This is a genomic window from Neglectibacter sp. X4 (assembly GCF_009917365.1).
Taxonomy (GTDB): Bacteria; Bacillota; Clostridia; order Oscillospirales; family Acutalibacteraceae; genus Acutalibacter.
This window is the reverse complement of sequence record NZ_QWLE01000003.1, coordinates 154966-168039: the sequence shown is the minus strand read 5'-3', so window position 1 is coordinate 168039 and position 13074 is coordinate 154966. Positions and strand designations below refer to the sequence as shown.

Here is a 13074-nt window from a genome sequence, read left to right as displayed (position 1 = left end):
TGGGAATCTGCCGGGCAATAAAAAACCCCCCTGCCTATGCAGGGGAGCGGCTATCTCTCTATATAATAGTATACCAGATAGAGCGCAAAAGAATTTATAAACTCTTTAGGGGCTTTATTTCTTGGTCAGATCCCGCACGCTGTCCCGTTCCACCAGCTCTGTGGGAAGTTCCAGCTTCAGGCAGGGATTCTTAAAACCTTGCTTTTTCAGGCGGTGCAGGTTTTGCAGCATCAGTACGCACTCCCGCCCCATCAGGTGGCGGTAATTCTTAATGCTGGTGATATTGGGTTCAACCATGGTGCAGATGGAGCGGTTGTCAAAGCCAATAACAGAGATGTCTTGCGGCACCCGGTAACCGCAGCGCTCCAGGGCCTTAATAGTGCGCCAGGCTTGGCGGTCATTTTCCGCCAGAAAGGCAGTGGGCAGCTTGGGCGCAGATTTCAGCAGGTTTTCCAGCCTGTCGGGATCGTAAATGTCCTCGCTGGCGCCAGCCTGGAAATAGTAGCTCCTGTTGTCCGGCAGGCCATATTCCAAAAGAGCCTGATGGAAACACCGGCGGCGCTCCCGCTGGCTGTCATGATCCCAGCCGCTGTATACATAGCCAATTTCCTGGTGCCCTTTTTCCTTTAAATATCGCACCGCGCTGAAAACACCCTGCTCGTTGTTGATGGAAACGCTGCTCACCCGCACATCCGGCCTGTAAGAATCCACCAGGACGCAGGGAATGTCCAGGCTTCTGATATCATTCAGCGCGTGTTCGTCCACGTTGCTTATCTGCACAATGGCCCCCATGGCCTCTCCGCCGTTTTGCAGCAGGCGGCGCAGGTTGGCGTTTCCCTGGCAGCTCATGTGCAGCACCATCAGGTTATACCCGTTCTCCCGGGCTTCCATCTCCGCGCCTTCCAGCACTGCCGGATAAAAGGCGAAGCGGTCGTCGGCCTCATCGCTGCTGGTGTAAATTAAGTAGGCTATCACCTGCCGGGAATGGTTTGCTGGCTGGGCAGGCTCATCCTGCCGGCCGGAGGAGGGCAGGCACCCTTCACAGCACATGCTTTCGCAACCCAGCTCCTGGATTTTTTCCAGCAGGGAGTGGCGCAGGGAATCGCTGATGCCCGGCTTGTTATTGAGCACAAGAGAGATGGTAGCAGGGGAAACCCCCAGCTTTTTCGCTAGTTCCTTTGCTTTCATTGGCCTGCACACCCCAGCACGTTTTTATAAACTTTATAAAGTATACTGCGTTTTCTTTGAAATTGCAAGTCCATGAGGACAATATTTCAGAAAAATTTATGCGGCTCCCAGAAAAATGTGTGGATAGTCACGTAAATCAGCCCCTTTTTGCAGGCAGATTTACTAAAACGTAGCCTGGGGAAAATCCCTAAGCAGGGCGGCACCGCAAAAAAGCCCGCCCTTTCCCATACGCAGCGGGAAAAGACGGGCTTTTCTGTAAACCGGTTTATTCCACTTCAAACAGCGCTTCTGTCTCCACAGGCATGTTGCCGGGCAGCACGCTCACGCCGATGGCGGAACGGCTGGGCGCGCCGGCTTCCTGCCCGAAGAGATCCACCAGAAGCTGGGTGCCGCCGTTTGCCACCTGGGGCTGCTCGTAAAAATCCGGGGCAGAGGCTACAAAGCAGGTAACCTTCACCGCGCTTTTCACCTTGTCCAGGTCGCCAATCTCCCGCTTCAGCACAGCCAGCACGTTGAGCATACAGCCCCGGGCGTAGGCATAGCCCTGCTCTGTGGTTACATCTTCTCCCAGCTTTCCCGTGATGGCGCTGCCATCTGTGGAAGGCCCGCAGCCGGAAATATATACCAGGCTGCCCCCAAAGCGCTTTGCTGGAGCGTACATGCCGCCCTTTGCGGGAGGCTCGGGCAGGGTAAGGCCCATTTCCCGTAATTTTTCTTCAATCCTGCTCATTGTCAATCTTCCTTTCTGTTTGTCAGTTTTCCCGCCGCAGCACCTTTCCAGCGCCAGAAGCGGGTTCGCAGCCGTTTACCAGTATTTTTGTCAAGCCAGAGGCCAGTTGTTTGGGGTTCTCCCAGGTGGCCCGGTCTGTAAACCTTGCCGGGTCAAACTGCAGGATGTCCGCCGCCATGCCGGGGGCCAGCAGGCCCCTGTCCCGAAGCCCCAGCCGCCTGGCGGGGAGGGAGGTCATTTTCCGGATGGCTTCCCCTGTGGAGAGCAGCTTTTTCTCCTGGACGTATTCCCGCAGGAACTTGGGGAAGGAGCCGTACAGCCGGGGATGTGGCATGCCGCCCCCGCCGTAGAGGGAGTCGGAAATCAGGGAAACATACGGCAGGCAGAGCACCCTGTCCACGTCTGCCTGGGCCATGCTCATAACAATAATTCCTGCCTTGCCCTGGTTTTCGCTGCACAGGTGGCAGAAAAGCCCGCTTTCTGAAAGTCCTGTTTCCCGGGCGGCTTCCGTAAAGCTTTTTCCCGCAAGGCTTTGCCATGCCGGGTTTGCCGCAGAGCTTATGATAATGCGCTCCCAGCCGATGGAGGAAACCATATTGTCCCAGCCGGGAAACTCCTTCTGAATTTCGCCGGCCAAAAGCGCTTCCCCTTCCCGGGCGCCTAAAAAGCCGCATACATCCGGGCCAGCCGCTGCAAGCACAGTGGGAGGGAGGAGGGAGAGGATGGTGGTGGAGCCGCCTGTATAGGGGTAGCAGTCGGCGGTGGCGTCCTGCCCGGCAGAGCGTGCCTTTTCCAGGGCGGAAATGGCACGCTCAATGCCAGCGCCATGGTTTTTCAGGCCCGTCACCTTAAAGTGGCTGATGTTCACTCCTGTCCCGGCTTGCCTGCCGATTTCCAGCACTTCCTCCACCGATTCCGTCAAGGTGTTGCCCTCTCCCCGGATGTGGGCGGTGAGATACCCGCCATATTCTCCAGCAATGCGGGCCATGAAAGCGAAATCTTCGCAGGTGCTGTAGCACTCCGGCGTGTACATAATGCCGCAGGAAAGCCCGAAAGCGCCGGCTTCCATGGCGTCCCGGATATAGCCTTCCGCCTTTTTTTGAGATTCCCCGTCAAAGGGCACGTTCCCAAAACCCTTTGCCGCTGTGGTGACCGCCCCGGTGGCTGCCAACACTCCCAGGTTCAGGGAATGCTTTTTGGCGGCAAGGGCTTCCATAAAGTCAGACACAAGGGGGAAAAAGCTTTCTCTTGGGGCCTTGCCCAGGCATGGCTCCAGGAAATCGTATAAATCCTCCCGGTATCGCGGGGCGCAGGGGGCAGGGGCCAGGCCGCAGTTGCCCATAACGGCGGTGGTAATGCCCTGGGCCAGTTCAATTTCGCCAAAATCTGAGTCGTACAGGGCGGCCAGGTCGCAGTGGCGGTGGGCGTCTATAAAGCCGGGGGTGATAAGTTCCCCCTGGGCATCCCAGATTTCCGCGTCCAGCTCCCCGAAAGAGGCGGGGCCAACAGCGGCAATTTTGTTCCCGTCTACCAGCACTTCTCCCGGATAAGGCTCTTTGCCTGTGCCGTCGCAAATCAGCGCGTTTTTAATATGCAGCATACCGTTACACCAACATGCCCCGGGCCGCCACAGGCAGGCTGGTAAGCTGGCCCCGCTCGTACAGGAACAGCTTGTTTTGCAGGTTCACAGCCGGGCACACATGGACGGGGATAAGCTCCAGAAGCTGCCCCACCCGCAGGCCGGTTTCCCCGTCTGCCGCAGTGACAATGCCGTGCTCCTCGCTCATGCGGCGCAGGGTAAGGTTTTCCTGGGGCTTGCCCTCCTTGTTTAAAATTACGGCATAGCCGGGATAATAGTAAGGCGGCACGCCTACAGGCGCGTCCATGGGAAAGGTTTTTACCCCGCCGTCAATTACGGCTAAATCCGGACGGGGCGTGCTTACCACTGTGCAGTATAGGCGCACTGCAATTTGGGAGAACTGGGCGCAGCCCTCCTTCATCACCATCCAGTCGTTGAAAATATAGGTGCCGGGACGCACCTCTGTGGCAAGGCCTGTCCGGGCAGCCAGCAAGCCTGTGGGCGTGGAGCCGATGCTGACATCCTGGATGTCCACCCCGGCGGCCCGCAGGGCTTTGGCGGTTTCGTCCATCAGCCGGGCCTCCTCCAGGGCAGCAGCCTGGGCGTCCTCTGTGGGGGCGCCTTCCAATATTAGGCTTTTGAAAGTGTAAATGCCTGTCAGACGCAGATTCCCCAGCTTGTTGATTTCCGTTCCCAGTTCCACGCACTTTTCCCGCAAAGCGCCTGTGCGGGCCGCTCCTGTGTCCACCTCCAGGCGCACTTCGCAGGAAACCCCTGCGGCTTTGGCAGCGTCATCTAAAGCCCTGGCCCCTTCCAGGCTGTCCACTGCCAGAATCAGCCGGCGCATACGCTTTTGCAGCGCCAAAGCCCGCTTCACCCGGAAATCCCCCACCATGGGGTAAGCAATAAAGATGTCCTGGGCGCCGCCGTCCACCATCACTTCGGCTTCGCTGACCTTGGCGCAGGTAATGCCCTTAGCCCCGGCCTGTAGCTGTAAATTTGTGAAATAAGGGATTTTGTGGGTTTTGATGTGGGGGCGCAGGGCGCACCCGCAGGCGGAAACGCCCTCCTGCATCCGGGCAATATTATCCCGCATAATCCCGCCGTCCACCACCAGAGAGGGCGTTTCGGGCAGCTCCATCTTTCCTGCGCGGATTAAATCAAATATGGTTTCCATTGCAGACATCTCCTTAAAAAGCAAATTTAGGGCTTGTTTGAAAAATCGCAAACGCCGTCCTTTTGTCCAAAACATGCGGCTTCCGCCTTGAAACCGCTATGTTCTGTCTCAAAAATTCAGCCCTTTTTCTTGTTTTCAAACAATCCCCGGGCTGTAAAGGCGTTTTTTGTTTTTATAATACTATCACAGAAAAAGAGCGGAAGATATCGAAATATCCTTTAATACTATCACAATCATGCATAAAGCAACCCTGGAGTTCCCGCCGCTCGGCAGATGAGGCTAAGAAGTGAATCCCGGTTCCCAGCGGCTTTTCTGTCCTTTCTTCTCTGGGGACATTATATCATAAGCGCGAAGCGCGTTGATATATGCCCATCGCCCGTCTGACCAAAGGGAAGAACCGGGCGGGGCAATTTTAATCAAATATAATAACCGCTTTGCGGTTATTATATCATAGAATATTCGGATGTACAAGCGGCAAGGCTTGCAATTCCCCTAAAACTGTTGTATAATTTAACTGAAAAATTTTTGCCGCAAAAGAAGGGGGTTCGGTATGATGACAGGTATATGGCTTGGGATAACCATCGTGGCGGCAGTGGTGGAGGCTGCTGTGCCGGCGCTGGTATCCATTTGGTTCGTGCCCGGGGGCCTGGCTGCCCTTATCTGCGCGTTGGCAGGAGGGGCTGTGTGGCTGCAAATAGCGCTGTTTTTGGCACTGTCCTGCCTGGCGCTGGTTTTCACCCGGCCTTTGGCAAAGCGCCTGCAAAAGCCGGAGCCTGTGGGCACCAATGCCGACCGGGTGCTGGGCGCCCAGGGGGTTGTCACCGAAGACATTGACAACCTGCTTGCCCAAGGGCGCGTGTCTGTGCTGGGCAATAGCTGGGCTGCCCGCAGCGCGCGGCCGCAGGAAAAAATCCCTGCTGGGGAGCAGGTGACGGTGGAGCGCATTGAGGGCGTGAAGCTTATCGTTGCCCCCAAGGAATAAACACGATTTGGAGAGGAGCATTTTTATGGAAGGTTTGATTTATCTGGAACAGCTCGCTGGTTCTTTAGGCTGGATTGTGCTGGCTGTTTTCGTGCTGGCTGTCATTATTTCCAACATCAAAGTTGTGCCCCAGGCCCACGCCTATGTAGTGGAGCGGCTGGGCGCGTTTCACGCTTCCTGGGGGACGGGCCTGCACTTTAAAATCCCCTTTTTAGACCGCGTTGCCAAAAAGGTGAGCCTGAAGGAGCAGGTTATCGACTTCCCGCCCCAGCCGGTTATCACCAAAGACAATGTCACCATGCAGATTGACACGGTGGTGTATTTCCAGATTACCGATCCCAAGCTGTATGCCTATGGCGTGGAAAGCCCCCTGTCCGCCATTGAGAATCTGAGCGCTACCACCCTGCGCAACATTATCGGCGACATGGAGCTGGATCACACCCTTACCTCCCGGGATGTGATAAACTCGAAAATCCGGGTAATTCTGGACGAGGCCACTGACGCCTGGGGCATTAAGGTCAACCGGGTGGAGCTGAAAAACATCATCCCGCCTGCGGAAATCCAGGATTCCATGGAGAAGCAGATGAAAGCAGAGCGGGAGCGCCGGGCGAAGATTCTGGACGCGGAGGGCGAGAAGCGCAGCGCCATCCTCATTGCGGAGGGACAGAAGGAGTCTGCCGTGCTGCGGGCCGAAGCTGTGAAGGAGACAAAAATCCGGGAGGCCCAAGGCGAGGCCGAGGCCATTCTTTCCGTGCAGCGCGCTTTGGCAGACGCCATCAAGCTGATGAATGAAGCCGCCCCCAGCGAGCAGGTGATTGCCCTCAAGAGCCTGGAAGCTTTCGGCAAGGCGGCGGACGGCAAAGCAACCAAAATCATCATCCCCTCCAATGTCCAGGGGCTGGCTGGCCTTGCCACCACCCTAAAGGAATTGGTGGAGAAATAAGGCTGGGGAAACGGAAAGCCAAAGCTTAATTTATCCGGAAGCAGGAGTGGAGAATTGTGGAAGAGAAGCAGGACTTTTTATCGAAAATGAGCCAAAAGGCCCAAGAGGCTATGGGCAGCGAGACAGCCCAGAAGGCGAAAGAAAAGGCAAGGGAGATGGCGGAAAGCGCTGCCCAGAAAGCCCAGGAGGCCTGGAGCAGCGAAGCGGCCCAGAAAGCTAAGGAAAAGGCCAGGGAGGTGGCGGGAGCCGCTGCCCAGAAAGCCCAGGAGGCCTTGAACAGTGAAACCGCCCAAAAGGCTAAAGCTGCCGCCGGAGCCGCTGTGCAGGAGGCCCAGCAGGCCGTCAGCGAGGCAGTGGCGGAAACGGCAGAGCAGGCCCAGCGGGTGTATGCCGCCGCCCAGGCAGGGGAAGGCGCCGCTGCTATAAAAAAGGCAAAATTCAGTAAAAAGACACTGGTTGCTTTTGGCGTTGTGGCGGTTCTTATCATTGTGCTGCTGGGCATTGCCGGGATAACCTCCGGGGGCGGCAATACTGAAGCAAAGTTTATTGGCAAGGCGCAAAAGCTGCTGGAAACGGATTTTGAAATTGTGACGGACAAGGAAATGGGGATGAAAACCCAGGACGGATCCACACAATATTATATTATCCATAAACCATCTTTTGATAAAGAGGATCCCTGGGGCTGTATAGTGAATCTGAATGCGGAAAAAGGGAAGGTTGTGGAGGCTTCTATCATAGTCGGGCACAATAACCCCACTGGGGCAGCCGGGATCGTTGCAGGGTCTATTGCTTTTATCCGGACGCTTGATCCATCCCTTTCAGAGGATGAAGCCAGAACCATGGCGGCGCAGGGAATCTCTGGCGGCGGGTTTAACAAGACTGTTAATGGCATAACGTATTTGATAGGCGATGGCGGCAACGGTTATATTTTTTCCGCTGTTGTCCAAAAGTAAATAAACGAAGAAACTTTAGGACGGGCGTACCCTGGAAGGGCTGGCAGAGAAATAAGAACGGAAAAGGGGCCTGGCGGACAACCAGGCCTTTTCTGCGGCAGGGGACGGACAGGGAATGGAGAAAGCAGGTGATCCCTATGCGCGTAATCATTTCCCCCGCAAAGAAGATGAACATGGACACAGACAGCTTCCCTGTGTCGGGCCTGCCCCGGTTCCTGCCCCAGGCCGGGCAGATTTTAAAGGCGATGCGGGCTATGCCTCCCGGGGAACTGCAAAAGCTTTGGAAGTGCAATGATGCCATTGCCAAATTAAATGTGGGGCGCCTGCGCCATATGGATTTGCGGCAGGGGCTTACCCCTGCGGTTTTGTCTTATGAAGGCATCCAGTACCAATATATGGCCCCTGGCGTGATGGAAGCAGAACAACTGGCATATTTGCAGGAGCATGTGCGGATTTTATCCGGATTTTACGGCGTTCTGCGCCCTTTTGACGGTGTAACGCCGTATCGGCTGGAAATGCAGGCCAGGCTGCCGTTGGAGGGGTTCAGGAACCTCTATGCCTTTTGGGGCGGCAGGCTGGCGGAAGCGCTGGCGGCGGAGACGGATTTTATAGTGAACCTGGCTTCAAAGGAGTACAGCCGGGCTGTGCTGCCCCATCTGCCTTCCGCGGTGGATGTGCTCACCTGTGTGTTCGGCCAGCGGAAGGATGGAAAAGTTTTGGAAAAGGGCACCAGATGTAAAATGGCCCGGGGGCAGATGGTGCGGTGGCTGGCAGAAAACCGCATAGAAAAGCGGGAACAACTTCAGGCCTTTTCCGACTTGGGATATCGCTTTGAGGCAGGATTATCAACAGAAAATCAATTTGTGTTTATTGAAGGAGGACGCTGAAATGCTGGAAACTGGAATGAAAGCCCCGGAATTTACGCTGCCCGATAAGGACGGCAATATGGTTTCCCTGTCCGGTTTTGCGGGCCAAAAGGTAGTGCTGTATTTTTATCCCCGGGACAACACTCCCGGCTGCACCCGTCAGGCCTGTGCCTTTGGGGCGGCTTATGAGGACTTTCAAAAAATGAACGCTGTGGTCATTGGCATCAGCAAGGACTCTGTGGCATCCCACCAGAAGTTTGCCGCGAAAAATGACTTGCCCTTTATCCTGCTCTCTGACCCGGAGCTTGCCGCCATCCAGGCCTATGGCGTGTGGCAGGAGAAGAAAAACTATGGCAAGGTGAGCATGGGCGTGGTGCGCTCCACCTTTGTCATTGACGAAAATGGCAACATTGAAAAAGTGATGCCCAAGGTGAAGCCGGACACCAACGCGGCGGAGATTCTGGAGTATCTCAGGCAGGCGGAGTAATTCCCATAACCTTGCGTTTTAGACATAGAAAGAAGGCCCCATGCTTTTACGGGGCCTTCTTTCTGCCTCCCAGCGCGCGCTTTGTGCGCCTTTGCGCCCAGCACCATTTCCACAGGAACACCACTGCGGCGCAGGAAGCAAACAATACCAGTTCCCAGAGGAATACGGCGGGCAGGGGGTGCAAGTATTTTTTGAGAAAGGTAAAAAGGGGCTTTGTCAGGTTTATAGCGGCGTCTCCCAGCAGATAGCAGCCGAAGGTGAGCCTGCCAAGGCCCCAAACGCTTTTTTGTACTTTTTCCGGCAGGGGAAACTGGGTGTATGCGTATTTTATGATGATATACAGGCAAGCTGCCGAGGCGGAAATGGGCAGGTAGGTTGCGTTGTCCAAAACCAGATAGTTTTGGGGGTTTTGTTGAAAGAGCTTATAGGTGGCAATTGTTTGCAGGGCAGTGAGCAGCAAAAACAAGGCTCCGGCAATGCCTGCCCTGGCCTTTGTAACAGGCATATACCGCTCTATGGCATAGCCCCACAGCACCATGCCCAAAAACGGGCTGAACAGCCCTTGAGAGAAGCGGGGAGAGAGATAAAACTCCGGAAGGAAGATCTGTGCTACAGGCACAGCACCCAACACCCCTACAGACAAAACCAGGATCCATTGCAGGACGCGCCTGTCCAGTGCTTTTGCCATACACTGCAAAGCCGGCAGTGTGCAAAGAATGGCAAGGTAAAGATACAGATACCAAAAGGCGTTGGTGATATTGCCATGCAGCAGTTTTCCCAGAAAGTCCCGCAGGCCCAGGGGAGTGCCCTTGCGCCAGGCATAAAAGAAATAGTATCCTGTGGAGAAAACAAAAAGCACCAGCCCTGTGCGCAGAAGCCTTTGCGCGGATTTTTCCGGAGTGTCGCTTTTTTCCAGCAGCAAAGCGCCGGAAACCAGCAGGAACAGGGGAACTGCCGTCTTGCTGGCAAAGAAATACGCTACGGAAAGGAACCAGGTGGGGGAAGGGGAGGTGTCCAGGAAAATGGAACTGTTGGTGTGGTTGACAAACACCAGGAAGCAGGCAAGTATCCGCATACATTCAAGATAGGCCTTTTTTTCCTGCATAGCTCTCTCACCTCGAAAAAATTTTTTAGTGGGATATCCCACTAAATGAGGAAAGAGCCCTTTCCTCATTATGATATACTTGTTTTATCAATAAAAACGATAACATGCCTGCCATTTTTTGTCAAGCCTTTTGCGTTTAGAGAGGAAAATATGCGATAAAGGGAATGCCTAAATTCTTTGGAACAGGCATTCCCTGTGATTCTCCCCTTGCGGCTTTTTCAAAACCGTATTATAATAGAGGGGCAGGAAAATCCTGCAAAGAGAAAAAGGAGAACTGCAGAATGCTGATAAATGTGATACAAAGCCTTTCCGACGGCCGGGGCGTGGACTGGGGGCAGGCTCTGGCCCAGGTGCTTTCCGTAGGGTTTGTGGTGCTGTGCGTGCTGCCCCTGCACGAGTTCGCCCATGGCTGGGTGGCTTGCAAGCTGGGGGATCCCACAGCGAAAAACGCGGGGCGGCTTACCCTGAACCCTTTTAAAAGCCTGGATCCTTTAGGGGCCTTGGCCATCCTGCTGGTAGGCTTTGGCTGGGCCAAGCCCGTTCCCGTAAACCCCCGGTATTTCAAAACCCCCAAAAGAGGCATGGCCCTTACAGCCCTGGCAGGCCCTCTTTCCAACCTGCTGGCAGCGCTTTTAGGGGCTTTCCTTGCCACAGGCATGGCGGCGGGGTCTGCCCGCCATGGGTTTAACGCCGCCACGTATTTTATTTTCCAAGTCCTCTATTACTACGTGGTGGTAAATATCTCCCTGGCGGTCTTTAACCTGGTGCCTGTCCCGCCTTTAGACGGCTCCCGCATTGTGGGCATGTTTTTAAGCGATCGCGCCCTTGCCGCTTTTTATAAGAACCAGCAGGCCCTTTCTTTCATCCTTATGATCCTGCTGGTATCCGGCAAGCTTTCCGGGCCTTTTTCCATGGCCCAGCAGGCGGTAGCCAATGTGATATTCCGCGTTGCGGGGCTGCCCTTTGGGCTTTTTGGCCTGTAACGTGAAAAATTAAGGAAAAAAGGAACGGTGCCGGGTACGAAAAGCAGGTATTTCACTCTTTTTCGCGCGTATCCTGTACCCTGGATGGCAAGTAAAATGGACAAGCTGCAATATAAGCTGGAGGTGTTTGAAGGCCCCCTGGATTTGCTCCTGGCCCTTATCTCCAAAAACAAAATAGATATTTACGATATCCCCATCGCCGAGCTTCTGGAGCAGTATATGGAGCAGATTGAGCTGATGCGGGAGGAAAACCTGGATATTGCCAGCGAGTTTTTAGAGATGGCGGCAAGGCTGGTGCATATCAAAACCGTCTCCCTGCTGCCCAAGCGGGAAGAAGAGGAGGATCCCCGCCTGGAACTTACGGGACAGTTGCTGGAATACCAGCAGTGCAAGGCTGCGGCCCAGCGGCTGGGGGAACAGGCCAGCTTTGACAGCCTGGTGCGCGCCCCCATGCCCCTTCCGGCAGACAACCTTTATAAACGAATCCACCAGCCCCGGGAACTGCTGCAGGCTTTGCAGGCGGCCTGGGGCAAAGGCAGGAGCCTGCTGCCCCCTAAGCCTGAAAGCTTTTCGGCGCTGGTTTCCCGGAAGATTGTGTCAGTGGCAAGCCAGGCTGTGTTCATCCTGCGTCGCCTGTGGAAGGGGCAGCACGTTACCTTCCAGGGGCTTTTTGCCGGGAAGAGGGACAGAAGCGAGCGGGTGGCCCTGTTTTTGGCGGTGCTGGAGCTGGTGAAAAGCCGGCGCATCCGCATTGAAGGGGACAGGGAGGACAGCCCCGTACGGCTTTTGCGGGAGAAAAGGCAGGGAGGGGAAGAAAGCTGAAGGAAACGGAATTATTTGGAAAAATTGAGGCCATCCTCTTTGCGGGGGGCGAAGCTGTGGCCCTGGAGCGCATTGCCCAGGTGCTAGGGGTGCGCACCTATGTAGTGGAAGAGGCTGTGCAGCAGATGCAGAAAAAATATAATACCCCGGAAAGCGGCATACACCTGCTGTTTTTAGGGGACAGCGCCCAGTTTACCACCAACCCGGCTTTTATCGAGCCGGTGCGGGGGGTGCTGGACTTAAAGCGGAACACGCCCCTTTCCCAGGCCGCCCTGGAGGTGCTGGCAGTGGTGGCCTACAACCAGCCTGTGACGAAAGCCTTTGTGGAGCAGGTGCGGGGGGTGGACTGCTCCGGTGTGCTGGGAAGTCTGGTGCAAAAAGGGCTTTTGGAGGAGCGGGGAAGGCTGGAGCTTCCCGGCAGGCCCCTGCTGTACGGCACCACGGAAAATTTTTTGCGGTGCTTCCAGCTTTCCTCCATAGACGAGCTGCCCCCGCCCGGCAGCGGGGAGGAACAGGAGGAAGCTGAGGAGGAGCCTGATCCGGTGCAGCTATCGCTGTAAGATCTGAATGGGAAGGGGGGAGTCACTTGCTGGCGCTTTATATCCTAGGGAGTATCCTGCTGGTGCTGCTTTTGCTGCTGCTTATCCCGGTGCGGGTGGAGCTGGCCTTCCGGGAAGCCTTCCTGCTGGTGATAGGGTATGGGCCGCTGCGTATCCCCATCCCCCTGGAGGGGGAGGAGGAAACGGAAAAGCCGCAGGAGGAAGAAAAAACGCCCCCTGCAAAAAAGGAAGGCCCGGGCAGGCTGAAGCAGGCCCTGAAGCGGGAGGGCTTCTGGGGGTTTTTGCAGGCCCTGGCAGATTTCATCGGGGCGGCGTCCCGGGCCACAGGCAGGCTTCTTTCCCATCTGAAGCTCAGGCAGTTTGATTTGTACCTGTGCCTTGCCGGGTCTTATGACGCGGCAGACGCCGCTGTGCGCTACGGGCAGCTAAGCGCCGGGGTTTACGGGGCCTGCGGCCTGCTGTTTTCCCTGATGCCCTGCAAAAAGAAAGGCGTTACAGTGGATCTGGATTACAGCGCCGCTGAAAACCGGGTGGACTTTTCCGCCTGCCTTTCCCTGCGGCCCATCTTTGCCCTGCATATGGCTCTGAAGGTTTTGTGGAGCGCCATTCCCCTGCTGCGCAAGCTGCGGGCAGGGCCTAAATCCAAAAGCAAACCCCGCAGTGTAAAAGCTGATAAGAAAACCACTTGAAAGGAATGTA

14 protein-coding genes are annotated in these 13074 nt (G+C 55.6%); 9 read left to right on the top strand and 5 right to left on the bottom strand.

What is annotated here, in order from left to right; translation table 11 throughout:
• Window positions 1-114 precede the first annotated feature (114 nt).
• The 4 genes from D1841_RS03870 to D1841_RS03855 form a co-directional block, all read right to left on the bottom strand.
• Complete coding sequence (locus D1841_RS03870; RefSeq protein WP_160642074.1) at window positions 115-1188, bottom strand: LacI family DNA-binding transcriptional regulator; 1074 nt, start codon at window positions 1186-1188, stop codon at window positions 115-117.
• A gap of 265 nt (window positions 1189-1453) precedes the next feature.
• A complete protein-coding gene (locus D1841_RS03865) occupies window positions 1454-1918 on the bottom strand; it encodes a RidA family protein (RefSeq protein WP_160642073.1) in 465 nt (154 codons plus the stop codon).
• A 22-nt stretch (window positions 1919-1940) separates the two neighbouring features.
• On the bottom strand, window positions 1941-3518 hold the full coding sequence (locus D1841_RS03860; RefSeq protein ID WP_160642072.1) for an amidohydrolase family protein: 1578 nt from the start codon (window positions 3516-3518) through the stop codon (window positions 1941-1943).
• A gap of 4 nt (window positions 3519-3522) precedes the next feature.
• Window positions 3523-4674: an alanine racemase gene (locus D1841_RS03855; protein WP_201751212.1), complete on the bottom strand. Its 1152-nt coding sequence runs from the start codon at window positions 4672-4674 to the stop codon at window positions 3523-3525.
• A gap of 550 nt (window positions 4675-5224) precedes the next feature.
• Here D1841_RS03855 and D1841_RS03850 point away from each other — a divergent pair.
• The 5 genes from D1841_RS03850 (at window position 5225) to bcp (ending at window position 8905) form a co-directional block, all read left to right on the top strand.
• Window positions 5225-5656 (top strand): NfeD family protein, encoded by a 432-nt coding sequence (locus D1841_RS03850; protein WP_160642071.1) that lies wholly within the window; start codon window positions 5225-5227, stop codon window positions 5654-5656.
• Window positions 5657-5681: 25 nt separating this feature from the next.
• Window positions 5682-6599: an SPFH domain-containing protein gene (locus D1841_RS03845; protein ID WP_160642070.1), complete on the top strand. Its 918-nt coding sequence runs from the start codon at window positions 5682-5684 to the stop codon at window positions 6597-6599.
• Window positions 6600-6655: 56 nt separating this feature from the next.
• Window positions 6656-7552 carry a hypothetical protein gene (locus D1841_RS03840; RefSeq protein WP_160642069.1) on the top strand — a complete coding sequence of 299 codons (897 nt, stop codon included), beginning with the start codon at window positions 6656-6658 and terminating at the stop codon, window positions 7550-7552.
• 137 nt (window positions 7553-7689) lie between these two features.
• Window positions 7690-8439: a peroxide stress protein YaaA gene (gene yaaA, locus D1841_RS03835; protein ID WP_160642068.1), complete on the top strand. Its 750-nt coding sequence runs from the start codon at window positions 7690-7692 to the stop codon at window positions 8437-8439.
• Between the two features lies 1 nt (window position 8440).
• Window positions 8441-8905, top strand: a complete 465-nt coding sequence (bcp, locus tag D1841_RS03830) for a thioredoxin-dependent thiol peroxidase (protein WP_160642067.1) — start codon at window positions 8441-8443, stop codon at window positions 8903-8905.
• Window positions 8906-8951: 46 nt separating this feature from the next.
• Here the strand turns inward: bcp and D1841_RS03825 are convergent, their stop codons facing one another.
• Complete coding sequence (locus D1841_RS03825) at window positions 8952-10010, bottom strand: acyltransferase (protein ID WP_160642066.1); 1059 nt, start codon at window positions 10008-10010, stop codon at window positions 8952-8954.
• Window positions 10011-10291: 281 nt separating this feature from the next.
• On the opposite strand from D1841_RS03825, the gene D1841_RS03820 reads away from it, so the two are divergent.
• The 4 genes from D1841_RS03820 (at window position 10292) to D1841_RS03805 (ending at window position 13064) form a co-directional block, all read left to right on the top strand.
• The gene (locus D1841_RS03820) at window positions 10292-10993 is read left to right on the top strand and encodes a site-2 protease family protein (RefSeq protein WP_237076183.1); all 702 of its coding nucleotides are present in this window, start codon (window positions 10292-10294) and stop codon (window positions 10991-10993) included.
• A 96-nt stretch (window positions 10994-11089) separates the two neighbouring features.
• Window positions 11090-11815, top strand: a complete 726-nt coding sequence (locus D1841_RS03815) for a ScpA family protein (RefSeq protein WP_160642064.1) — start codon at window positions 11090-11092, stop codon at window positions 11813-11815.
• Window positions 11812-12375 carry an SMC-Scp complex subunit ScpB gene (scpB, locus tag D1841_RS03810; RefSeq protein ID WP_160642099.1) on the top strand — a complete coding sequence of 188 codons (564 nt, stop codon included), beginning with the start codon at window positions 11812-11814 and terminating at the stop codon, window positions 12373-12375. The genes D1841_RS03815 and scpB overlap by 4 nt, the downstream gene beginning before the upstream one ends.
• Window positions 12376-12401: 26 nt before the next feature.
• A complete protein-coding gene (locus tag D1841_RS03805) occupies window positions 12402-13064 on the top strand; it encodes a hypothetical protein (RefSeq protein ID WP_160642063.1) in 663 nt (220 codons plus the stop codon).
• The last annotated feature ends 10 nt before the right edge of the window (window positions 13065-13074 follow it).

Coding starts and splice junctions, on each gene's coding strand:
- D1841_RS03825 (WP_160642066.1), bottom strand. CDS start 10,010: ATGCAGGAAAAAAAGGCCTATCTTGAATGTATGCGGATACTTGCCTGC.
- bcp (WP_160642067.1), top strand. CDS start 8,441: ATGCTGGAAACTGGAATGAAAGCCCCGGAATTTACGCTGCCCGATAAG.
- D1841_RS03860 (WP_160642072.1), bottom strand. CDS start 3,518: ATGCTGCATATTAAAAACGCGCTGATTTGCGACGGCACAGGCAAAGAG.
- D1841_RS03815 (WP_160642064.1), top strand. CDS start 11,090: ATGGACAAGCTGCAATATAAGCTGGAGGTGTTTGAAGGCCCCCTGGAT.
- D1841_RS03865 (WP_160642073.1), bottom strand. CDS start 1,918: ATGAGCAGGATTGAAGAAAAATTACGGGAAATGGGCCTTACCCTGCCC.
- D1841_RS03855 (WP_201751212.1), bottom strand. CDS start 4,674: ATGGAAACCATATTTGATTTAATCCGCGCAGGAAAGATGGAGCTGCCC.
- D1841_RS03850 (WP_160642071.1), top strand. CDS start 5,225: ATGATGACAGGTATATGGCTTGGGATAACCATCGTGGCGGCAGTGGTG.
- D1841_RS03870 (WP_160642074.1), bottom strand. CDS start 1,188: ATGAAAGCAAAGGAACTAGCGAAAAAGCTGGGGGTTTCCCCTGCTACC.
- yaaA (WP_160642068.1), top strand. CDS start 7,690: ATGCGCGTAATCATTTCCCCCGCAAAGAAGATGAACATGGACACAGAC.
- D1841_RS03820 (WP_237076183.1), top strand. CDS start 10,292: ATGCTGATAAATGTGATACAAAGCCTTTCCGACGGCCGGGGCGTGGAC.
- D1841_RS03845 (WP_160642070.1), top strand. CDS start 5,682: ATGGAAGGTTTGATTTATCTGGAACAGCTCGCTGGTTCTTTAGGCTGG.